Annotated in this window: 22 protein-coding genes, 2 tRNA genes and 1 pseudogene; 6 read left to right on the top strand and 19 right to left on the bottom strand. The window is 60.5% G+C overall.

All coding sequences use genetic code 11. The annotated features are described in order from the left end of the window. Positions 1-22: 22 nt before the first annotated feature. The 3 genes from KSX58_RS04370 to KSX58_RS10540 all read right to left on the bottom strand — a co-directional run bounded on the left by KSX58_RS04370 (position 23) and on the right by KSX58_RS10540 (position 2,336). On the bottom strand, positions 23-1,519 hold the full coding sequence (locus KSX58_RS04370) for a DUF3375 domain-containing protein (protein ID WP_055054463.1): 1,497 nt from the start codon (positions 1,517-1,519) through the stop codon (positions 23-25). Between the two features lie 128 nt (positions 1,520-1,647). After that, entirely contained in the window at positions 1,648-2,043 is a 396-nt protein-coding gene (locus KSX58_RS04365) for a GtrA family protein (protein ID WP_003834828.1), read from the bottom strand. Positions 2,044-2,210: 167 nt separating this feature from the next. Then, positions 2,211-2,336: a hypothetical protein gene (locus KSX58_RS10540; RefSeq protein WP_256134382.1), complete on the bottom strand. Its 126-nt coding sequence runs from the start codon at positions 2,334-2,336 to the stop codon at positions 2,211-2,213. A 205-nt stretch (positions 2,337-2,541) separates the two neighbouring features. Here KSX58_RS10540 and KSX58_RS04360 point away from each other — a divergent pair, with 205 nt between their 5' ends. Continuing rightward, positions 2,542-2,910 (top strand): cupin domain-containing protein, encoded by a 369-nt coding sequence (locus KSX58_RS04360; protein WP_003834833.1) that lies wholly within the window; start codon positions 2,542-2,544, stop codon positions 2,908-2,910. Positions 2,911-3,007: 97 nt separating this feature from the next. On the opposite strand, the gene KSX58_RS04355 is transcribed toward KSX58_RS04360, so the two are convergent. Together KSX58_RS04355 and KSX58_RS04350 are read right to left on the bottom strand one after the other, a co-directional pair. Continuing rightward, positions 3,008-3,083, bottom strand: a tRNA-Gly gene (locus KSX58_RS04355). A gap of 115 nt (positions 3,084-3,198) precedes the next feature. After that, positions 3,199-4,209 (bottom strand): VanZ family protein, encoded by a 1,011-nt coding sequence (locus tag KSX58_RS04350; protein ID WP_217735739.1) that lies wholly within the window; start codon positions 4,207-4,209, stop codon positions 3,199-3,201. 181 nt (positions 4,210-4,390) lie between these two features. Between KSX58_RS04350 and KSX58_RS10535 the strand changes: the two genes are divergently transcribed. Beyond that, positions 4,391-4,525, top strand: a complete 135-nt coding sequence (locus KSX58_RS10535; protein WP_003809170.1) for a hypothetical protein — start codon at positions 4,391-4,393, stop codon at positions 4,523-4,525. A 69-nt stretch (positions 4,526-4,594) separates the two neighbouring features. On the opposite strand, the gene KSX58_RS04345 is transcribed toward KSX58_RS10535, so the two are convergent. Then, positions 4,595-4,849, bottom strand: coding sequence for a hypothetical protein (locus KSX58_RS04345; protein ID WP_035010968.1), 255 nt, complete (start codon positions 4,847-4,849; stop codon positions 4,595-4,597). A 259-nt stretch (positions 4,850-5,108) separates the two neighbouring features. On the opposite strand from KSX58_RS04345, the gene KSX58_RS04340 reads away from it, so the two are divergent. Continuing rightward, the gene (locus KSX58_RS04340; RefSeq protein WP_195247759.1) at positions 5,109-5,597 is read left to right on the top strand and encodes a hypothetical protein; all 489 of its coding nucleotides are present in this window, start codon (positions 5,109-5,111) and stop codon (positions 5,595-5,597) included. 149 nt (positions 5,598-5,746) lie between these two features. On the opposite strand, the gene KSX58_RS04335 is transcribed toward KSX58_RS04340, so the two are convergent. Next, positions 5,747-7,297 carry an ATP-binding cassette domain-containing protein gene (locus tag KSX58_RS04335; RefSeq protein WP_237976426.1) on the bottom strand — a complete coding sequence of 517 codons (1,551 nt, stop codon included), beginning with the start codon at positions 7,295-7,297 and terminating at the stop codon, positions 5,747-5,749. 297 nt (positions 7,298-7,594) lie between these two features. Here KSX58_RS04335 and KSX58_RS10595 point away from each other — a divergent pair. Together KSX58_RS10595 and KSX58_RS04330 are read left to right on the top strand one after the other, a co-directional pair. Then, positions 7,595-7,759: pseudogene (locus tag KSX58_RS10595) on the top strand (ABC transporter ATP-binding protein); the annotation flags it as partial. An 82-nt stretch (positions 7,760-7,841) separates the two neighbouring features. Then, positions 7,842-9,443, top strand: a complete 1,602-nt coding sequence (locus tag KSX58_RS04330) for an ABC-F family ATP-binding cassette domain-containing protein (RefSeq protein ID WP_011743216.1) — start codon at positions 7,842-7,844, stop codon at positions 9,441-9,443. 100 nt (positions 9,444-9,543) lie between these two features. On the opposite strand, the gene KSX58_RS04325 is transcribed toward KSX58_RS04330, so the two are convergent. Beyond that, entirely contained in the window at positions 9,544-10,569 is a 1,026-nt protein-coding gene (locus tag KSX58_RS04325; RefSeq protein ID WP_039775173.1) for a cation diffusion facilitator family transporter, read from the bottom strand. Between the two features lie 144 nt (positions 10,570-10,713). Here KSX58_RS04325 and KSX58_RS04320 point away from each other — a divergent pair, with 144 nt between their 5' ends. Further along, the gene (locus KSX58_RS04320; RefSeq protein ID WP_033499488.1) at positions 10,714-11,835 is read left to right on the top strand and encodes a 5-methyltetrahydropteroyltriglutamate--homocysteine S-methyltransferase; all 1,122 of its coding nucleotides are present in this window, start codon (positions 10,714-10,716) and stop codon (positions 11,833-11,835) included. A gap of 97 nt (positions 11,836-11,932) precedes the next feature. On the opposite strand, the gene KSX58_RS04315 is transcribed toward KSX58_RS04320, so the two are convergent. The 11 genes from KSX58_RS04315 to KSX58_RS04265 form a co-directional block, all read right to left on the bottom strand. Next, on the bottom strand, positions 11,933-12,691 hold the full coding sequence (locus tag KSX58_RS04315; RefSeq protein WP_195347358.1) for a carboxymuconolactone decarboxylase family protein: 759 nt from the start codon (positions 12,689-12,691) through the stop codon (positions 11,933-11,935). A 96-nt stretch (positions 12,692-12,787) separates the two neighbouring features. Further along, positions 12,788-13,261 (bottom strand): MerR family transcriptional regulator, encoded by a 474-nt coding sequence (locus KSX58_RS04310; RefSeq protein WP_080703738.1) that lies wholly within the window; start codon positions 13,259-13,261, stop codon positions 12,788-12,790. A 211-nt stretch (positions 13,262-13,472) separates the two neighbouring features. Then, positions 13,473-14,423 (bottom strand): choloylglycine hydrolase, encoded by a 951-nt coding sequence (bsh, locus tag KSX58_RS04305; protein ID WP_033499490.1) that lies wholly within the window; start codon positions 14,421-14,423, stop codon positions 13,473-13,475. A gap of 166 nt (positions 14,424-14,589) precedes the next feature. Then, positions 14,590-14,665: transfer RNA gene (locus KSX58_RS04300), tRNA-Asn, on the bottom strand. 88 nt (positions 14,666-14,753) lie between these two features. After that, positions 14,754-15,797 (bottom strand): tRNA (adenosine(37)-N6)-threonylcarbamoyltransferase complex transferase subunit TsaD, encoded by a 1,044-nt coding sequence (gene tsaD, locus KSX58_RS04295; RefSeq protein WP_003807022.1) that lies wholly within the window; start codon positions 15,795-15,797, stop codon positions 14,754-14,756. Further along, a complete protein-coding gene (rimI, locus tag KSX58_RS04290) occupies positions 15,794-16,336 on the bottom strand; it encodes a ribosomal protein S18-alanine N-acetyltransferase (protein WP_217735740.1) in 543 nt (180 codons plus the stop codon). Before rimI ends, tsaD begins: the two co-directional genes overlap by 4 nt. Positions 16,337-16,346: 10 nt before the next feature. Beyond that, positions 16,347-17,117, bottom strand: a complete 771-nt coding sequence (tsaB, locus tag KSX58_RS04285) for a tRNA (adenosine(37)-N6)-threonylcarbamoyltransferase complex dimerization subunit type 1 TsaB (protein ID WP_217735741.1) — start codon at positions 17,115-17,117, stop codon at positions 16,347-16,349. A 104-nt stretch (positions 17,118-17,221) separates the two neighbouring features. Beyond that, positions 17,222-17,794 (bottom strand): tRNA (adenosine(37)-N6)-threonylcarbamoyltransferase complex ATPase subunit type 1 TsaE, encoded by a 573-nt coding sequence (gene tsaE, locus KSX58_RS04280; protein ID WP_011743225.1) that lies wholly within the window; start codon positions 17,792-17,794, stop codon positions 17,222-17,224. Further along, positions 17,791-18,771, bottom strand: coding sequence for a DNA polymerase III subunit delta (gene holA / locus KSX58_RS04275; RefSeq protein ID WP_171024982.1), 981 nt, complete (start codon positions 18,769-18,771; stop codon positions 17,791-17,793). Before holA ends, tsaE begins: the two co-directional genes overlap by 4 nt. 42 nt (positions 18,772-18,813) lie before the next feature. Next, on the bottom strand, positions 18,814-20,526 hold the full coding sequence (locus KSX58_RS04270; RefSeq protein WP_217735742.1) for a ComEC/Rec2 family competence protein: 1,713 nt from the start codon (positions 20,524-20,526) through the stop codon (positions 18,814-18,816). Beyond that, on the bottom strand, positions 20,523-21,284 hold the full coding sequence (locus KSX58_RS04265) for a ComEA family DNA-binding protein (RefSeq protein WP_003807029.1): 762 nt from the start codon (positions 21,282-21,284) through the stop codon (positions 20,523-20,525). Before KSX58_RS04265 ends, KSX58_RS04270 begins: the two co-directional genes overlap by 4 nt. Positions 21,285-21,322: the final 38 nt, after the last annotated feature.

Raw genomic sequence — 21,322 nt, 5'->3', positions numbered from 1 at the left:
CCGTCGGTGTTGTCCGTCATGCTCATCCCTCCTCGATGATCTCGTCAAGCGCCGCCTCGGTGGTGAGGATCGGCCTGGTGCGCCACACGCGCTCGCCTCCGTCGATGGATACGCAATGCCATGCCACGGTTGCCGGTCCGTCCTGCGTGCGTAGGGCGCTTAGGAAGCCGATCAGCTCGCTTTCGCGCCGTTCCTCCCGGGGCAGCCGGTTGAAGCTCGCCGCGAAATCCACGAACCTGCCGTCCGCCGTTTTGACCGGATCGCGCCTGATGAGTCCGATCATGTGCGTCAGCCGCGGGCCGCACATCTCGACCATGGCCTTCAGGTCCGGCGCGTCGACGTTCGTCGAAGGCGCGTCGTCCAATCCGGCCGTGGCCGCGCGCGCCATCGATTTCGCGGGCCTGGACGGCAATGCCTGGAATTGCGCCGTGCCGGTGTCCGTACGGTATGGGCGTTCGTCCGAGCCGGGGTGCGTCTTCGCGTCGTCGCTGGCCCGCACGAACAGTCTGTGGAGCTTGTCGAGCATGGTGCGGTAATGCGTGTCGGTCTGCTGGCGCACCAGACGGCTCACCGCCTCGTCGGATATGCGGATCTGCCGGCGCACGTCCTCGATGCCCTCGTAGATGCGTTTGAGTTCGGCGCGTACCTGGGCGAGCAGGATGCCGGGCTCGCCCTCGAGATACGGGTTCTGGGCGATGTCTCGCACCGCCTCGTCGATTTCGCGGCGTCCCTCGTCGGTGACGATCACCTGGAACGCGTCCTCGAAACGCCGGCCGCTGTCGGATTCGTGGAACGACCTGTGGTATTCGTCATGGTAGGTGCCGAGCGCCTGCTCCACGCTGATGGAGCCCGACTGCATGCTTCGGCGCAGATTGTCGCCGTTGTCGCGTTCCTCGAGCGCCAGTTCGCGCAGGTCGATCGGCACGCCGCGCAGCGTGTTGTGGATGACGCCGATGATGTCGCCGACCTGCTGCGAGGTGAGCTTGTCCAACGTGTCGCTGTGCTTCAATTCGTCGATCTGCTTTTGCCGCTCCTCGATGTCGCGTTCGAGCAGGCGGATGCGTTCGCGGGGGTCGGCGGTCAGCTGCATGCGCGCATGCTCGATCTCCATGATGATGCTGTTGGCCTGCGCGCCGGACAGCGCTTTCGTGGTGTCCTCGAGCCGGTCGAGCGCCTCGATCGCACGGTGGGCGCGCGCCGTGAGACGGTACAGGTAGCGGTGCGAGGCGACGTCGAGCGAATTGGCGAGCCAAGCGTAGTCGCCCTCGCCTTCCTTCGTCAGCTGCTGCAGGATCGTGTGCGCGGCTTCCGCGGACGTCTGCCCTTCCTTGGGCGTGTAATCGCCCGTTTCCGCAAGTCGGGTCAGACTGCGGGAGAACCGTTCCTCGACGATCTCGCGTGGCAGCTCGCCGGTGAGCGGGTCGAACGTGGAGCGCAGCAGCGCGACGTACAGCATGGAATTGCCGCGCAGCAGCAATCGCAGCACCCCGGTCTCATACACGGGCCGGAGCCGTTCCATTTCCCGTCTTACATCCGCCAACGGCGTCCCGTCCTTCCCTTAGCCACAAGTTTCCCGATGCGCATCCATTGTAAGATAGCATGTCCGTTTTCCCGTGATCGCGGCGGGAAAACCGTCCGGCGCGAACGTCATTTGAAGATGACGTAGCGGCACAGCAGGAAGCCCCAGACCGCCTGCATGCCCATGGTGACGATCTTGACCGCCATGGTGGGCCAGCCAAGCAGTCCGGGGATCCAGGCCATCATCAGGTTGGAGAACAGCAGGTTCCAGCAGTACATGGCCACGAACATGGCTATCGAACGCGCGTAGTTCGACGAGGATTTGAATGTGACGTTGCGGTTCATGACGTAGTTGAATGAGCCGGAGCAGAAGACGGCCACGGCATTCGCCAGACGGAACGGCAGGCCGGCCAGCTGAAGCACGGCGAACACGCCGAATTCCACGAAGGTCTGCATGGCCGAAACGCCGCCATAGCTGAACAATTGTCTGACGATGCCGTTTTTCGGTTTTCCGTCCGTCGGCATGCGGTCTCCTCCCGGTCGTCTCAAACGCTACGGCTGGAAAGCATAGTCACACATGTGGCTACGGACGCGCCGGAGGCGTTTCGGCCCGGCGGAATGAAAAAAACGGAAGGACGCCCCTTCCGGAGTTTCCGGAAGGGGCGTCCCCCACGTTTTCAGATCGTGTCCACTCAGATGCTCATCGCCATGAGCTGGGCCGCATACTCCTCCACAAGCTCGCTGTCGCGCTCCGTCCAGGAATGGCTGGCGGAATCGTCCGGCACGAAAGTGGTGTCGATGTCGATGTTCTCGTTCATTTCCTTAATACCTCCGTTCGTCCCATTTGCCCCCGGCGACATTGCCGACTTTCATGGAACAGGCAAAAGTCTGGACCATAAACGCGTTCGATGCAAGAGCGTGTTCACATCGTGGTCAAACGTTTTTCCTCCACGCGTACATGCCGTGTCTCCGGCGTGAAGACGATACGACGGAGGCATCCCTGCCACCAACCAAAGGAGGACGATGATGAGCGACGAACGCAATGAGGCCGAACCGATCGAACTGGGATACATCGAGGACCTCGGGGACATGATTTCCTTTCAGGAGGGGTCCACCGTGTCCCGCACCGTCATGCAGAAGGCCGGAGGCAACGTGGTGCTGTTCTCCTTCGACACGGGCGAGGAGCTCAGCGAGCATACGGCCGCGATGCCGGTGTTCGTGCAGACGCTGAAGGGACGGCTTAAGGTGACGGGCAACGGCAGGACCGTGGAGCTTGTTCCGGGAGGCCTGGCCTACTTTCCCACCCGTATCCCGCACGCGATATACGCCGAGGAGCCGTCCGTCATGATGCTGACGATGGTCACGCCGGCACGCGACAACATCGGCGACTGAAAAAACAAGACCGCCGGCATCGGATTCCATTGGATTCGCCGGTGCCGGCGACTGCCGGAAATACAAGAAAAGCTCCCTCCCGGGAGCTTTCGTTTTGTGGAGCGGACAACGGGACTCGGACCCGCGGTCTCAACCTTGGCAAGGTTGCGCTTTACCAACTAAGCTATGTCCGCATGTTTTCCACCTTGGTGGGCAACGAATTGAAAATATACAGGAGCGTCCGCCATCGCGCAAGCCCGGCGTGTCGCGTTTTTGCGGCGCCGGACTCGCGGCAGCTCCGCACGACGGTCAGACATAGTCGTACGGCATGCGCTTTTTAACGCGCCAGAACACGATAAGCGCGATGCCGAGCAGCAGCGCGTAGAAGCCACGGTCCGTCCACAATCCGTAGACCGCGCAATACAACACCAACGCGCGTAACGTATAGAACACGATCCTGCGCATGCCGGAACGCTCCCTGGTCTCCACCGTCATGCGCGTGAAACCGCCGCCCAACGTGCGGCCGGCGCGCCTCCACGGAATGATCCCTTCGAACAGGACGAACATGACGATGGTGGCCACGGCGGAGACGGCCGCATTGACGTTGTTCGCGCGGTTCACATCGAACAGCACGCCAACCAGATAGATAAGCGCCGTGACGGACAGCGACGCCGTTTCGACAAGGAACAGGTCGATCGCGAGCGCCACGCAGCGGCGCACGAAGCCTGGCTCGGTGGTGATGGCATCTTCGTCGATGCGCTGTTGGGGTAGGAAGTGGGTGACAATGCTTCCCATGGCGTAGCCGAGTATGCCGCCGAGGGTGTTGGCGATGAGGTCGTCGACGTCGAATAGGCGGTAGGCGCATGGATAGATGCCCCAGATGCCGGTCAGCTGGGTGGTTTCGATGAGCAGCGAGGTGAGGAACATGGCCGGCAACGCCGTGGCGAATTTCCAGCGGAAGACGCGTTTCATGAAGTAGCCGAGCGGTAGGAAGAACACGACGTTCATGGCCAGTTGCATGACGCCTGTGATGCCGTCGGTTCGGATGTCGTGGATGAATTCGAATGGGTTGAGTTGTGGCCTGAGATGGTGGGCGGCGCAGTAGGTGGCCGGGTTTTCTGGCATTGGGTACATGGTGAAGCATGCGAGCGCGATGAGGTAGAGCACCACGAGATATGCGGTCAGTGCGGAGGCGAAGCGTAGCCGGTTGTCGCGGTGGTAAAGCAGTGCGAGCACGGGCAGGGTGAGTAGGAGTGAGAGGAATGGCCAGATTGCGATGGCGAGCGCGAATGGCTTGCTGAAGTAGAGGACGTATGACATGGCCGGTTTCCTTTGCTGGGCGTGTGGGATGCGCGTGGTGTGTGCGTGGGTTTCGTTTCCGTTGTTGGTTCAACGGTAGTACGGCTGGTCGTGTCCGTGGCATCGTCCGTCGTATTCATTCCTTGGCGTAAATGTTGGGGTGACTCATCCTCTGGTATGAGATGGCCCGGCGTGTTTCTTCGTGTCTTTTTCCTCTTGCTTTTTCCGTTGGATTGCTTGGCGTCTGATCCGCGCGGAACCGATTTCGGACATCGTCTTCGCCGTCACCGCGGGAATCCTGTTCATGGCGTTCACGCCGAAACTGCTCAGCGAATAACGGAAGCTCCCGCCTTCCACGCGGAAGGCGTGAAAGGCGGGAGCTCTTATGGGAAGACTAAGGCGGATTTTAAATCCGAGGAATAGTCACCTTTTTGGCACCGGTCATGTAATGCCAGAAATCTTCCGTCCCCGGAATAAGGTCATGCAGAACGCCTGATGTTTTTTCGACCGCTACGCTCGGTGTGCCCGGCACCGGATGGTCATCTGTTGAAGACGCGAAATCGAGTCCGATGATCCACGCATCGGCACTCTCCGCGGCACCAATCGCCTTCATTCCAGGATATTCGGCGAGAACGAGATTGATGGCATCGGTCAATATCATCTGACCCTCCTTGCAGCATTCCAGTACTGATTCGTCGGATTCGGCTTTATACGCTTTATACGCGTCAAAACGTCACCGTCCATGTTCAAATACCATGAGTCGTTTGCCGATCTCGTTTGCGGAGCGGGGGAATCATTCCGCCTGTTTGACGCGTTCCATCGTAGTATCCGTTGAAGGGCGTTCTTGTTGGTCTTGGTATCCATTCCTCTTATCACGTTTCCGCTGTATGCTTTAGGGAAAGCTGTTATGTGGGAGGATCATGCGGACCACGAAAAGCAAGAAACCCATCACCGTCGCATCGGTATGCGTCGCCGCCGTGGCATGCGCTGTCGGCGCGTACCGGTTCGTCTACCTGCCACTCCGGCCTGCCGATGTCAGTCATGCTCGGATCAGCATCAACGCGACGGGCAAGTTCGACGAATCCCAGATCGACGGCGCGGTGAAGGCGGACCTTGCCAGGCTGAAATCCTGGAACGGTTGCCGCGTGGATGCCGTCCGATATGACGCAAAGCGTTCGGCCGCGCTGCTTGCAGCCGAACACAGCGTCACGGCTTCCGGTGGCAGTTCTTCGATTTCCGCGGCCATTGACGAATACGGGATGGACAATGTGATTTACCTCTCCAATGACATCTCCTGCCATGCCGGCTCGCAGAACTCGTCCCAAGATGGCTGGGGAAGCTGGTACGCGTGGAATCCCGGTTCCGCGCGGGCGGAACACGGATGGATCTTCATCGACGAGGGATATTAAAAAGTTCAACGGAATACCGTGCACCATGCCATGATGTCGAAGCCATACGATGACGATTGGCTTTAGTACAGCATTGATAAAAAGCGGGCCTACGCGTCCTGATCACGCGGAACGCAAACCAGCTTTCGATGGCATAGGCATCGCTTGGCTTATCTGACTACTTGATCGAGGAACCACTCATCATGACTGGCCACCACCAATGCTCCCGGATAGTCGGCAAGACATCTTGCCAGAGCCACCTTGGACTCTAAGTCAAGATAGTTCGTCGGCTCGTCCATGACAATCAACTGAGGCCGGTCAAGAATGCCCAAGCACAACATGAGCTTGCGCAGTTCGCCCGGAGACGGCGCTTCGTTAGAAAGCAGCTTATCCGGATCGGCGTTGAGCTGGGCGAAGGCGGCCAGCACCTGCGAGCGTTCCTTACCCTGCAATGCGGAGAGTCGTCTCATGGTTTGAGAAAGCGCGGCTTCTCCCGTTTGCTGCTGGACGATCAGATGCGGCAAGTCTTCCGGCATGCTGTCCAGCAATGCGTTCATCACGGTTGTTTTGCCGAGTCCGTTGGCACCGGTCAGTCCGATATGGTCTTGCTGTCCGATGCTGAGTTTTGGTATGGCGACGCCTGGCATCCGTGGTTTTTCACCACTCATCCCTGGATTATGCGCGACCTTCCATTGATGTCCGTCGGCATGCAGTATGGATTGTGTTGGCGTTCTCGCGGCATCGTTCGAGCTGGTCATCCTGCCGCTGCCGAATATGATAATACCTTCCGTGAGATGCAGGAGCTCCTTTCTGTTGCTTGGCCGTATGTCGATCCAGATGTCGCCGTCGTAGCGTTTGGCCGCTACGGTTAGTGAATCTAGTGTGCGCTGTGCTCGTTCAAGACGCTTGTTCATTTGTCGGTATGCGGCGCCCGAAGCGGTATCGGTCTGTTTTTCGATCCATTTGTGGTGATCGAGGGCGCTGTGATCTTTGCGGTCGATTTTCCACCCGTTGCGTTTGCGAGCATATGCGCTTTGCATGGCTTGATGTCGCTGTGCTTGTGCGGACCGCAGTCGTGTGACTTCCTGCCGTGCCGCACGGATTGACTCCTCGTCTCCACGCAGTCTGGACGTCATCAGCTCATGCGCTTGCGTATATCCGCCATCATATGTGCTGATGGCGGTGATGTTACGCCCACTGATGTGCCGTCGTTCGAATATGACGCATCGTGCGCATGTAGCGTCAACCAGTGCGACATCGTGGGATATTACGATGCCTATGCCCTGGTATTGGCGCATGACTTCGACTATGGCTTTCCGTGTTTCACCATCAACGTGGTTGGTGGGTTCGTCAAGCACGAGCACATCGGGACGCGCTGTGATTGCGCAAGCGACCTGCAATCGTTTCGTTTCGCCTCCGGAAAGCGTTTCATAACGGTAGGGCCAGTCATCGCCGATGTGTAACGCGTTGCGTACACGCATGGTTCCGGGCGACCAATCCGTGGTGAAGTCGTCGAGGTTCTTAGGCCTCACCATGTTGTCTTGCGGGCAGGTAGCGATAGTGAGTCCATGCGGGTCCGGGTTGATGCTGCCGGTATCGGCGGGCAACATTCCGATGGCGATGTTCAGTAGAGTCGTTTTGCCGAGTCCGTTGTCGCCGAGCACGGCGGTCCATCCTTGTTGGAAAGATGCGGACACGTGTTCGAACAGTGGTTCAGACATGGACGGGTATGTGTAAGAGATGCCAGTAAGCGTGAGCATTGTTGTCCGGGCCATGTATGGGGCTTCTTTCTCATACAGGCGCACTGCGAGGTCTTGATTGTGAAAAAAACGAACGGATACGGAACCGTGAAATGTGCATACGAGCAAGCTACGCGGCAGTGCGCTTCAACGCGCACGGTTCTGCCGACGGTATCCGCCGCCCGTTAGATACGCAATGTCCGTTTCTCTTTCCCGAAAACCCTCTTGGCATATGGGAGGATTTAAATACACTCAACATATTCCATCATAGCATATGGTCATTCGCCGATTCTGCTCGGTCTGCCGGATGCGGAAATCCTGTCATTCGACGAAAACGGCGTCCATCCCTGCGATTATGAGGATACGGACAGCTATCAAATCACCAGGGTCTTCATCAACCACCGCGAATCACTGCTCCGGCATCTGCTTGGAAATGAAACGTGAGATGAGGTGAAACGGTTGCGGGTGTTCGCTATGATGTTCGATTGGCGTTTGAAGGAACACGAAAGACTAGAGGTATCACGGCATGGCGATTGAGGCGCAGGGACTTGAGATTCAGATCGGTGCGCGCACGTTGCTGCATCCCACCAACTTCCACGTTGCCAAGGGGGACAAGATCGGTCTGGTCGGACGCAATGGAGCAGGCAAGACCACGCTGACCCGTGTGATCACCGGCGATATGCTGCCGACCGCCGGCAAGGTACGTGTCTCCGGCAAACTCGGCTATCTGCCACAGGACACGCATGCCGCCGACCCGGAGCAGACCGCACTGGACCGCATGATGAGCGCGCGAGACATCGCCAGCATCATCAAACGCATACGCAAGGCCGAAAAGGACATGACCGATCCGGATCCGGATGTCATGACCAAGGCGATGAACCGCTACGACAAGGCCATGCAGGATTTCGAAAAGGCCGGAGGCTATGCCGCACAGTCCGAAGCGACCGCGATGGCGGCCAGTCTCGGCCTGCCGCAGGACGTGATGGGCCAGCAGTTGGGTACGCTTTCCGGCGGTCAACGCCGCCGTATCGAACTGGCGCGCATCCTGTTCTCCGATGCGGATACGCTGATCCTTGACGAGCCGACCAACCATTTGGACGCGGATTCCATCGAATGGCTGCGCGGCTATCTGAAAAAATACGAGGGCGGTTTCCTGGTCATCTCCCACTCCACCGAACTGCTTGACGAAGTGGTGAACAAGGTGTGGCATCTGGACGCACAGCTCGGCCAGATCGACATGTACTCGCTCGGCTGGAAGGCCTACCTGCACCAACGCGTGGTCGACGAGGAACGTCGCCGCCGCGAACGTGAAGTCGCAGAGAAGAAGGCCGAACGTCTGATGCAGCAGGGCATCCGCCTGCACGCGAAAGCCACCAAGGCCGTGGCCGCGCAGAACATGATGCGCCGCGCGGAGAAACTGCTGGAGAACACGTCCGAAGCACAGAAGAAGGAGAAGGTGGCGGACATCCGCTTCCCCGAGCCGGCACCTTGCGGACGTACGCCGATCATGGCGAAGGACATCTCCAAAGCGTATGGTTCGAACATCGTGTTCGCAGGCGTGAATCTGGCGATCGACAAAGGTTCACGTGTGGTGATTCTGGGCTATAACGGCGCGGGCAAGACCACCACGCTGCGTCTGCTCGCCCATCTGGAGGATCCCGACACCGGATCCGTGGAATATGGACATGGCTGCAAAATCGGCTATTTCGCACAGGAACACGACACATTGGATCTTGACGCCACCGTGTTGCAGAATCTGATTCACGTGGCACCGGAACTTGACGACACACAGGCACGTTCCATCCTTGGGTCGTTCCTGTTCTCCGGCGATGACGCGCTGAAACCGGCACGAGTGCTTTCCGGCGGCGAGAAGACCCGTCTGGCGTTGGCCACGCTGGTGACGAGCCGCGCGAACGTGCTACTGCTTGATGAACCGACCAACAATCTGGATCCGGCGTCCCGCGACGAGATTCTGAAGGCCATCGCCAAATACGAGGGCGCGATTGTGCTGGTCACCCACGACGAGGGCGCGGTCGAGGCGTTGAATCCGGAACGCGTGCTGCTCATGCCCGACGGCGACGAGGACCTGTGGAACGACTCCTACCTGGATCTGGTGGCCGAGGAATAATCCCACTTCCACCATTTCCGACACGCATATGGGAAAGCCCGGACGAATCAGATCGTCCGGGCTTTCCCATATTGAACGGTTCCTGTTACGCGGGAACCGGTTACGCGTGCACGTGTTTGGCGCTGTAGATGTCCGGTTCGACGTAGATCTCGAAATTGTACCAGGGCAACGCGGTGCGCACGGCCTTCTCGATCTTGTCGACGGTTTCCACGTCATAGTCGCGGTCGAGCTTGCTGGTCTGCACTTTGACGCACAGGAGGATGTCGTCCTCCGACATGTGCACGGTCTGCATGTTCAGCAATCGTTCGACGCCCGGCGTGGTGGTAACCGCCTCGACGATCTTCCCGCGCGTATCGGAATCCACGGCCTCGCCGATGAGCAGCGAACCGGATTTGAACGCGAGAAACAGCGAACCGACGATCAGCACCAGACCGACCATGAGACCACCCAACGCATCAAAAATCTCATCGTCGAGCAGAATCGCAAGACCAATGCCGAGACCTGCGAACGCCAAACCGATCAAAGCGAGCGTATCCTCCATAATCACCGAAGCCAATTCGGCGGACTTGGTGTGCCTCCAGAAACGGAACACGCCCATACGCGGCGTGTTCGTGCGTTCCATACGCTCGTTGGCCTCCTTGATGCTCTGATGCAGTCCATATCCTTCGAGGCATGCGCTGATGACGACCACGATGAACGCGACGAGCAGTTCCATTCGGTTCACGTCACGTAGCGTAGGGTCGCCGGCGATCGCAATAAGCTTCTTCACGGCCTCGGACGTCGAGAAGAATCCACCGACGAAGAACAGCAGCGTGGCCACGACGAACGAAGCAAGATATTTGGCGCGATACAGGCCGAACGGATGGTCGCCGTCCGTCTTGCGCTTGGAGAAACGTCCACCCACCATCAATACGATTTCGTTGGAGCAATCCGCGATGGAATGTACCGACTCGGAAAGCATGGCGGACGATCCGGTGAAGAACGCCGCGAGCAGCTTCGCGATGGCGACACCAATGTTCGCGCCCAACGCCGCCTTGACGGCCGCGCCCTGATGTTCGGCTTCCCGCACCTCCCCCATGTTGTTCGTGGTCGTACTGTCGCCTGCGGGATCGCGCGATTCGCTCATTGCCTTCCATTCTCGAATGTGTAACGGATAACATCATCCATTCAAGCACGAATACTGGCCGAGAAGCCGTGTGCGCCCGTGTTTCGGGACGTGCGTGTAACCTTCACTAGGTATTTGTCGCTTTCCCAAAAAAAGGGGTATTCAATGGTATACTCGCATAACGCGCCGTTCCGCGCCGACGTGGTCGGCTCCTATCTCCGCCCGGCCGAGCTCAAGGCCGCGCGTGAGGATTTCGCCGCCGGCAAAATCGATGCCGCAGCGCTCAAGGCGGTCGAGGACAAGGCCATCACCGAACTCGTCGCCAAGCAGAAGGCCGCCGGCCTGCATGTGATCACCGACGGCGAATTCCGCCGCGGCTGGTGGCATTTCGACTTCATGTGGGGCTTCAACGGCGTGGACCATGCCGCCGCAGCCCACCGCGTCGCCTTCCACGACGAGGTGACCCCGGCCGACACCGCCACCGTGACCGGAAGAATCTCCGGCGAGAACCATCCGTTCGTCGAACATTTCAAGTTCGTCAAGCAGTTCGAGGACGAGAACACCGTGGCCCGCCAGACCATGCCCTCCCCCGCGCAGACCCGCTTCGTGCTCACCGGCAACGCGGCCGCCTACCCGTATGACGAGTTCTACAAGAACGACGACGAGCTGACCGCCGACATCGTCGCCGCCTACCGCCAGGTCATCGCCGACCTGTATGCCGCCGGCTGCCGCAACGTGCAGTTCGACGACTGCACCTGGACCCGCCTGTGCGATGCGAGCGTACGCGAACGTCTCGGCTGGAGCGACGAGGACGCGCTACGCCTGCAGCAGGAGAACCTCGACGTCATCAACGCCGTGATCGCCGACCAGCCGGACGACCTGGTCATCAACACCCACGTGTGCCGCGGCAACTTCCACTCCACCTGGCTTTCCTCCGGAGGCTACGCGCCGGTCGCGGCCAAACTGTTCGGCGAGGAGAACGTGGACGCCTACTACCTCGAGTTCGACGACGACCGTTCCGGCGATTTCGCGCCGCTCGCCGAAGTCTCCGGCGACAAGAAGGTCGTGCTCGGCCTGATCACCTCCAAGAAGCCCGACCTTGAGGATCCGGACACCATCAAGGCCCGCATCCAGGAAGCCGCCCAGTACATTCCGCTCGACCGCCTGTGCCTGTCCACCCAGTGCGGCTTCGCCTCCACCCAGGAAGGCAACAAGCTCACCGAAGACCAGCAGTGGGCCAAGATCGCACTCGTCCAATCCATCGCCAAGGACGTGTGGGGCGAGTAAACACAGCACGCCATCCACAATCAGCTATAAGGAAGGGCTATCCGTCTTGTTCGGCGGATAGCCCTTTGTTTGTTTGCCGGCGTTTTTAACGGGCAGGTCAGCCCTTCACAGCCTCATCGATGCAACGAATCGCGTTCAACGTACGCGGATAGCCGATATACGGCATGCACTGCGAGACCACCGCGATTAGAAACGCCTTCTCATTGCCGACGACCATATTCGCCTTGGCATGCGCCGTAAGCTGCGGTTCGCAACCACCCTGCGCGGCCAGGAAACACAACGTGACCATTTCGCGCTCGCGGGTGTTGAGTCCGCCGCGAGTGTAGTAGTCGCCGAAGCAGTTGTCGGCCAGCCACTTGTTGATGTGCCGGGTCTCCTCCGGTCCGGATTGCGCGAATCCGCGCATGTTCTCGCCGAAGATCTCGACCTGCTTGTCCTCTCCGGCCTGCGCGCGGGTCTCCGACGTGGTCGTGCCCTGCGGCTCCAGCGGCAGATGCACGTTCGCGGCTCCAAGGAAAACGTTGAGCTTCTTCAGGAACGGCAGGGTTCTCCCGAATCCGCAGTATGCGGTGGCTTGGTAGATCATCTCCTTGATGGCCACGGACGTCAGTCCTGTCTCGTAGGCGACCGGCAGCATCATTTCGAACGCGTCGAGACCCTGGCAGCCGACCAGAGCCGCGAGGATCGCCAGGGAGCGGGTCTGGTCGTCCAGATCGGGATGGTTCGCGCCCGGCTCGTTCACCACTTCCCCGTAAGCGAAGTCGGAAAACAGCTTGACATATTCCGGATCGGTCTGCGACAGCGTCCTGTCGTTGTTCCAGAACGCGTTCATCTTCCTATGCAGTTCCTCGAACATGGCTTCCTTTCCATTCGATGTCTTCGCGCCGCATGCCGCGTTCATTCTATCGTCGGAAATGTTGCGTGCGGATAGCGGCCATCGTCGTCTGAATGTTCAGCGTGCGATCGCGCCCTTGCCGGGCTGTTTCTTGACGTTTTCGATGACGTCTTTGTTTTCCTCGAGAATTCGGTTGGCCTCATCCTCGTGTCCTTCGGCGATGGCGCGCCAATAGAGCGATTTGAGCGACACGTACGCCTGCTGGATGCGCAGGGCCTCGGCTTTCGCGGCCAGACGCAGCGATTGCGCGTCGAGCAGTTCGATCTGCCGTCGGGCGCCTTCCGGACCGTCGAAACGGTTCTTCAGGTATTCGCGCATCGATTCAAGCGGCATGCCCGTCGCCGCCAGGCATGCGATGGTGGTCAGCGATTCGATGTCCTTGTCCGAATAGACTCGGTGGCCTGAACTCGGATCGCGGGCGATCGGATCGATGATGCCGATCTGCTCGTAATAACGCAACGTCGATTCGGGCAGTCCGGAAATCATGGACGCCTCACGGATCGAATGCCAGGTGGTCGTCGTATTGCTCATACCCCGCACTCTAAAAACTTAAAGTGCTCGAAGTCCATATTCCGGCGTGTCGTATTGGTCCGACGTCAAACGGCATTGAGCGGGCAATGGAAGAGCCGGTATCCGAAAAGTGGATCTGTCGCACGACTCCATTTTCATGTCCTTTTCGGCAATCGTGCGGCTTTTTCGTCCGTCTGTATGGGAACCGACGGACGAAAAAGCCCACGCATGCTCAGGCGGCGGTGATCAGCTCCGAGGAATCCATGTCGAAATCGGCCATCGCGTAGGAGCGGATGGCGGGATCATCATACGTGTTCATGTAGTACGTGTTGGTCTTGGACGAATATCCGCTGGTGAACAGCGTGCGTTCGAACTGGCCGTTGCCCATCTTCGCCATGCCGTCAACCATCTGCACGGAACCAAGGGTGTGGAACAGGCGAGACACGTTGGCCGCCTCGCCTTCCTGCTGCGGATAATGCGTGTTGGCATAAGCCACACGCACGAAACGCGACGGGGAGCTCACATCGCCCGGAATGCCATGCATGCTCACACCCGCGCCCCAAGCGGACAGGGACGCCTTGCCCCACGTGGCCGGCTCGGCCATCTCGTTGCCGACGCACATGTAGTTGCGCAGATTCTCCATATGGAAGCCGAACGTCGGCTGGTTGGTCAGCACGTCTACGTCGTCATGGTGCACATGCATGCCGTCCGCCATCTGTTCGACGACGATGCTGCGCTCGCTGTCGCCGATGATCCAGTGCAGCAGCGACTCCTGCTGGCCGGGCACGATCTGGGAGACGAGGGTCACGTTCTTCAACGCCTCCTCGACTTCGTCGACGGAATCGAAATTGCGTGCCACCCACAGCGGGAATTCGAAGGTCGCGACGTTGTCGGTGCCTTCGACCGGCTCATGCACGAACTCCGCGTAGCCGGGGAAATTCAATCCCGCGATGGCCAGACCATGCTCGTTGGCGCAGTCGAAATACATCGGACGGTCGGCCATGACCACGCCCACGCCGATCACCGCGTTCGGCGTGGCTTTGCCGCTCGCGCCGAACACGTTGTCGTAGTGGTAGCCGCGTGGAGTGGCCAGGATGCTTTCGCCGTATGAGAAGCTCCAGTCGAGGTTGCGGCCGAAATACATGTTTCCCTCTTCGTCGGAGAAACGAACGCCAGTGCACATGATGGACTTCCTTCCTTTGTTTGATTGACCCGGTGCGTTCATCATACGCATGGATGGCTGGACGAACCACGGTTTCCGCCGACGGATAAACATGAAGGGTGGCCAAAAATGCCAAGAGTCGTTGAAAATGAAAAAATCCCCTTGTTTCCAAGGGGATTTTTTCGAATGGCTCCTGCGACTGGGCTTGAACCAGTGACCGTCCGATTAACAGTCGGATGCTCTGCCAACTGAGCTACGCAGGAATGCGCTGTGCACAAGACATGAATCATACGCGGTAAAACGCAAAATGCAAATCCCGCGCGTGTCTCCCCTGCTGCGGCGGGACTACCGTCACATGCTGATCTTCGTCAACGGCATGGCGGAATCGATTGCGAAATCCGGTTCGGACGGTTTCACGCCGCTCTCCACCAGGTTCACGCCCAGCATGGCCACCATCGCGCCATTATCGGTGCACAGTTTGATTTGCGGGATACGCACTTCGACGCCATGCTTGGCTCCGACCTCCAACAGTTTGGCGCGCAGTTGGGAGTTCGCGGAGAAGCCGCCGCCAACGATCAGGGTCTTCGAACCGTACTGCTCGCAACCGCGCATCGCCTTCTTGGCGAGCACCGTCGCGACGGAATCGGCCAGCGACGCGCACACGTCGTCGATGGGAATCTCATTGCCTTCCGCCTGCTGCTGCTCGATCCAACGCGCCACGGCCGTCTTCACGCCGGAGAAACTGAAATCGTACGGATGCTGCTGCCCCGCCTTGCCTTGTGTAAGGCCCTGAGGCACTTTGATGGCATGTGGGTTGCCCAGCTGCGCGTGACGGTCGATGTGCGGGCCGCCGGGATACGGGAAACCAAGCAGACGCGCCACCTTGTCGAAGCATTCGCCGGCAGCGTCGTCGAGCGTGGTGCCGACCACGTCGATATGCCGCGCCACGTCTTCGACATGCAGCAGCGAAGTGTGCCCGCCCGACACAATCAACGCAAGCGTGTCCTTGGGGAACGGTCCGAACTGCAGCTGCGTCACCGCGATATGTCCGATGACGTGGTTGATGCCGTAGATCGGCTTGTTCGCGGCCCATGCCAACGATTTCGCGCCGGACACGCCGACCGCGAGACAGCCGGCGAGGCCGGGTCCCGCGGATACGGCGATCGCGTCGACGTCGGACAGCGTCATGTTCGCGTCGGCCAGAGCTTTGGAGACGCATGGCACGAACGCTTCGGCGTGCGCGCGAGAGGCGATTTCGGGAATCACGCCGCCGTAGCGGGCGTGCTCGTCCATGGAGGACGCGACCACGTTGGAAATGAGGGTGCGTCCCTGCACCACGGCCGCCGCCGTTTCGTCACAGGTCGATTCGATGCCGAGTACGATTGGTTCGCTCATTGCTGCTCCGTTGTGTGTGTTGCTGAAGTGTGCTCTGTATCCGCTGTTGCGCTGAAGCCGACGACGCGCGGCTCCAAGTCGAGGCTCATGGTGTACGCGTCGATGCCTTCGGGCTGGTAGTAGCGTTTGCGCAATCCCATCCGCGTGAAGCCGAACCTTTCGTACAACGCCAATGCCGGCACGTTGTCGACGCGGACTTCCAGAAGCATGCGTTTGGCGCCCTGCCGACGCGCCGAGGCGATCAGCGTTTCGAGAAGCGCCGCCGCTATCCCCTGCCGTTGGTATGGTCTGCCGACGCCGATCGTCATGATCTCCGCGTCGTCGCCGTCATACCAGTAGCCTGCGTAGCCTCGGACGACGGGATTCGCCGTCTGTACGGCATCGCCTTCAATGTCGAGCAGATACGTGCGTGCCGGAGCGTGGAATTCCCGCCGTACGGACTGTTCGCTCCACGCGCCGCGGCCGAACAGGTCCTTTTCCAATGCGGCGATCTGCCCGACGGCGGTGTCTTCCGGAATCTGGGAATGGTCGACAATCATGGGCGTGCCGTCACTCCGTTCGTTCGGCGCCGGCATGGTTGAGCACATGCTTGAGCGGGTTGGGCACTGACACGTCCGGACGACGCAGATATAACGGTTCGACGGGGGTCGGTTCTGCCAACGCCTGTTCGCTGGTGGTGAAGGCCTCGAATCGCGCCAATCCTTCCGCGCCTTCGTCGAGCAGAGCATGGTCGTCGACATCGCCAAGAGAGACGATTGCGTTCCAGGACCGCGCGTATTTGGTGGCGCCGTGGCCGATGACGTCCACGACGTACGGCGTGTCCTCGTCGGCAAGCTTCGCAAGCACGTTGTTGACACGCGTTGCGATGGAATCCGGATAGTCGATGTCCATGTCGATCAACGTTGCTGGCGATTGCCTGCCATCATCGGCGACGGCATTGCCATCGTACAGCGCGAAATACAGTTGCCGGCGACGCGCGTCGTTGACGGCAAGCGTCAGATGGCGGCGATCGTCCGTAGCTTGAGTATGTGCCAGGCATTGCGGCGCGAGCACGTCCTGTCCGACCAGTTGCGCGCCTGTGGCGAAGGCCAATGCCTTGGCCGCGACGATGCCGGCGCGCAGGCCGGTGAATGGCGCCGGTCCAACGCCGACGACGATGCGGGTGATGTCCGACGCCTGCAGTCCGGCCTGTTCGACGGCTTGCGCGATGTTCACCTGCAGTTTCTCGACATGGGTGCGCGAATCCGTTTCGACGATGGGCTCATGTCCGACCACGCCTACGGTCGAACCATATGAGGTGTCAATCACCAGTGTCTGCATATGCTTGAAAACTCCTTGTGCCAAACTGCCAACCACTGTACAACCGGCGCTGGAAGCCACGGCATGCGGTGCGGTCGGCCACGTCGGATGCGTCTTAGACAGGGTCAGCGTTTTCCCGCGGTGAAATCGAACGAATCCCAGGCAGCGCCCACCGGCACCAACGTCACCGTGCGTGCGCCCGCGCTGGTCAGCTCGCCGTCCGCGGTCACGGCGGGCGCGTCAAGCGGACGGTCGATGTGGATTTCAAGCCGTTCCGGAGCCAATGCGGCGGCCATCTGCTCGCCCCATTCCATCAGGATGACGGTATGCTCGCCCGGATCCTCCAATTCCTCGTCCAAGCCGAGCGATTCCAATTCGTCCAATAGCCGTCCGACCGTGTCCTGTCCGGGCGCGTAGGCGTTGCCGCCGAGCCTGTAGGCGTCGACGTGCACCAGATGCGCCGGCGAACCGTCCGCGAACCGTCCCTCAAGCTCGCGTGCGATGGTGAAGGTCGGCGAGACGATGGGCTCTCCGATGCCAAGTCCCGCGCCGAACCCTTGCGCGAACGTGGTCTTGCCGGCGCCAAGCGGACCGGACAGCAACAGCACGTCGCCTCCACGGGCAAGCTTCGCCAAACGCTCCCCCAACGCCTGCATGTCCTCGCCGGTGGCGGCTGTGATGGTAATGGTGTTGCTCATGCGGCACGTCCTTTGCGGCTGATCAGTTCGATGGACCGTTCCAAAGCATAGACCGGGTCCGAGCCATTGGTTTTGCTTTGCTCGTCGGCCCATGCGAGCATCTGGATGCATGCGCTCATGCCGCTTGACGTCCATCCGGATAGTTGCCGGGTCGCGTTCTTCAACACCCAGGGGTTCGTTTTCGCCTCGGCCGTGGAAATGGTGCCCGCACGCACCGCCGACGCCTTCGCCATCGTCCGCAGCTTCATGGCCAGCGCGCCGATAAGCGCGATCGGAGCGGTGCCCTGTTCCACGGACGATCGCATGGCGATGATCGCGTCCGCCGTACGCCCCGACAACGCGAGGTCGGCGACACGGAAGCCATCCACCTGCGGATTGGAGGTGAGATATTGGTTGACGCGGTCGAGCGTCATGGGATTGTCGTCGAAATCGAAGCATAACTGGCCGACCATGGCCGCAAGCTCGCCGGTCCTATCCCCCAACACGGCCACGAGTTGCTGCGCGGCCATCGGCTCGACGCGGCGTTTGCGCCGTTCGAAGCATTGCATGACGAAGTTGAGTTTGGCCTCGGGCTTCTTCAGGTCGGCGACAGCGTCCTTGTACGCTCCGGCCTTGGTGAGCTGCTCCACCAGACGTTTGCCCTTCACACCGCCCTCATGCTGGCAGATGACGATGCACGCGTCCGCCGGCTCCTTGCACGCCTGTCTGCAGTAAGAGACCATGGCGTCGCCCAGTTTTTCGTCCGCGTTCTGCAGGTTGGTGACGATGACGATGGCGCGATCCGCAAGCAATGATGGGCTTACCGCCTCGTCGAAGGCGTAATGATCGGCGTTTGCCGCGTCGAGTTCGATGGTTTCCGCGTCGGGATACCGGCGTTGCGCCTCGTGTTTGAGGTCGCGCACCGTCTGGTCGTTCAGGTACGAGTCGCCTCCGTACACGAGGTGGAAGGGCGTGGTGGCTGCGGATGGTTTCGGCATACCATTCAATCTCGCCGTATCGGTGGACAAAACCGGCATGGCCTATTCCTCCCATTGCAGTTCGCGCAATGCCTTCCGAGTACGTTCCATCCACATGCGCAGCCGTTCCACAGGGTTGGCTATCAGACGTTTTCCGGGCAGATCGGGTTCCTGGACCATCATGCGTCCGAACAGCCGGTGCGTCATGATCGCGGCGGCCGCGCAGGCGGCTTCCACCACGCAGACGAGGACCGCTCCCCCGACGCCTCCGGCCCACGGTATCGTGGCCTGGCTGCCGGAACCCAGTTCAAGGGCGGTCAGTTCCATGACCGCGGTGCCCCAGGAGGCCGCACGGGCCAGTTGCAGGCCGAGCCACGGAATCAGCCATGAGACGGCAAGACTGGCCAGGCCGGCCAATGTGGCGAAACCCACGAACGGCGCCACCATCAGATTCGCCGGTATGGAGAACACCGGCAGTTCCGGTTCGATGAGCACCTGGATCGGCAGGGTGAACACTTGCGCCGCTATGGTCATGGACAGAGCCTCGGCCACGAACCGTGGCAGGACCGGTTCCATCCATGCGTTGAGGGTGTCGGCGAACAGCACGATGCCGAGCACCGCGGCGCAGGACAGGGCGAATCCGAAGCTTTGCGACATGTGCGGGCATGCCATCAGCATAGCCAATGTGGTCCAGCTCAACGACGCCATCGCCTGGCCTCGTCTGCCGATGAACAGGCATGCCGCGCCGGACAATCCCATCAAAAGCGCGCGGGATACCGAATCCGACGGAAACACGCATGCCGACAGCATGACGTACGACATGGCGACCAGCAGTGCGGTGAATCGTCGCGGCAGAAGGAAGAACGAGCAGACGGAACGCACCAATGCGGCGGTCACGGCCAGATGGCCGCCGCTGACCGCCATGAGATGCACGATTCCGGACCTTTGGAACGCGTCCTCCACCTGTGCGGCGTATGTGGAATCGATGTCGGCGCCATCGCCTTCGGCCGGCACGTAGTCCTGTCCGAGAACACCCAATGTCAGTCCGGGGACGAGCACTTTCCCTTGGTCGGAAAGACGTGCGGTTTGGACGAAGAACGCCTCCTGCATCATGCCGATGGCGCGCATCGGCAGGTTTGGCGGCCTGACGTGTTCGACTGTCGTGACGTCGGTCAGCCACAACGGCATGGCACCGTATCGCGCTTCGGAGATGCGACCCGCGATCTTGTAGGTGCCGTCCTGTTTGAGTTTGCCGCATTCAGGCCGGTCCGCGTATATACGCGCTCGTGCCGAACTGGTTTGCCGTACGCCGTCGATGGTGACCGATGTGATGCGCGCGTCGGCACGGCAGTCGTTCGACCGTCTGTCGGAGATGACGGTCGGCGAGGTGGCGCGCGCCGTGACGACGACGGAAGCGTCGCCTTCCGCGGCCGCCCGAGAAGCCGGGTCGCGCCATTGCAGCAAATCATAGGTCAACGCGCTTGCCGCGCAAACCATCGCAGCGATCGCGCAGACCGTGACGCTCGCATGCCAGAGCGTTATCCGTCGTCGAACGGACGCCGGCAATCGTGGGAAGGGCAGTCCCGCCAGGACCGCCAGCGGTATCATGCAGGTGAGAACGGCCGGCAAAGCGCCGAGCATGCCGTCATGCGACATGCAATATGCGAAGCCGGCGTGCGCGGCCAGACTGGCCGCCCAACCGCATATTGCGGCCGGCAGCAGTCTCCAGTCTCGGCTCCCGCGCTCCCTGGTCAGCCAATCGCGTGTGCCCGTCATCTCACGCACACTTGGTCGCGGAATTTCGCCAGAGTCTTCGAACCGATGCCCTTGACTTCCAGAAGCTGGTCGACGTTGTCGAACCGTCCTATCTGCGTTCGATAGTCGAGGATGCGCTGCGCGGTGACCGGTCCGACGCCTTTGAGGGTCTGCAATTCGCCTAGGTCTGCGGTGTTGAGGTCAAGCTGGTTCGATTGCTGCGCTCCGTCTTGCCCGTCATGGCTGTCCGGTGTGGACGCGTCCTGCGTCGGCCCGTTTTCTTGCGGTGCCGGCGTTTGTTCCGTTTGCGGGGCCTGTTGCGGCTGCTGTTGGGCCTGTGAGCGTATCTGCGACCGCGAATGCTGCAGTTCGCTGTAGTGGATCGTCTGTTGGACGAGCATGGTCAGGCTCGCGCACAGCGCGCACGACAAAGTGAGGATCGCCATGAGCGCGTGGAACGGGCGGAACGCCAATCGTGGCCTGTCGCGTTTCGGCCGCTCCCCCTCGTCGGGTTTGTCCGTCGGCCGGACGCCGGCGAGCTCCGCCAAGGTCGGTTTCGCGTCATGCGTCTTCCGCTGCGGCATCGGTCGTGCGGGTTCGTGTGATGCGGACGGTTCGTCCGATTGCGCCTCCATGGCCGTAAGGCTGTTGGGTCGGGACGGTTTTTCGGGCATGCCCAATCCCCGCAGCCGCTTCGTGGCGGCCGGCATGCCAGTGCCGCCGTCCGCCGTGTGGATGGCACGGATGGGGTGAGTGCCGCGAAATGCAAATATGCCCATGCATCCAACATTGGAGGATGCATGGGCATACTGTCCAG

The organism is Bifidobacterium sp. MSK.17.10, assembly GCF_019129655.1.
GTDB lineage: Bacteria > Actinomycetota > Actinomycetes > Actinomycetales > Bifidobacteriaceae > Bifidobacterium > Bifidobacterium adolescentis.
Note: the sequence above shows the minus strand (reverse complement) of the source record. Positions and strands in the feature narration are given on the sequence as shown.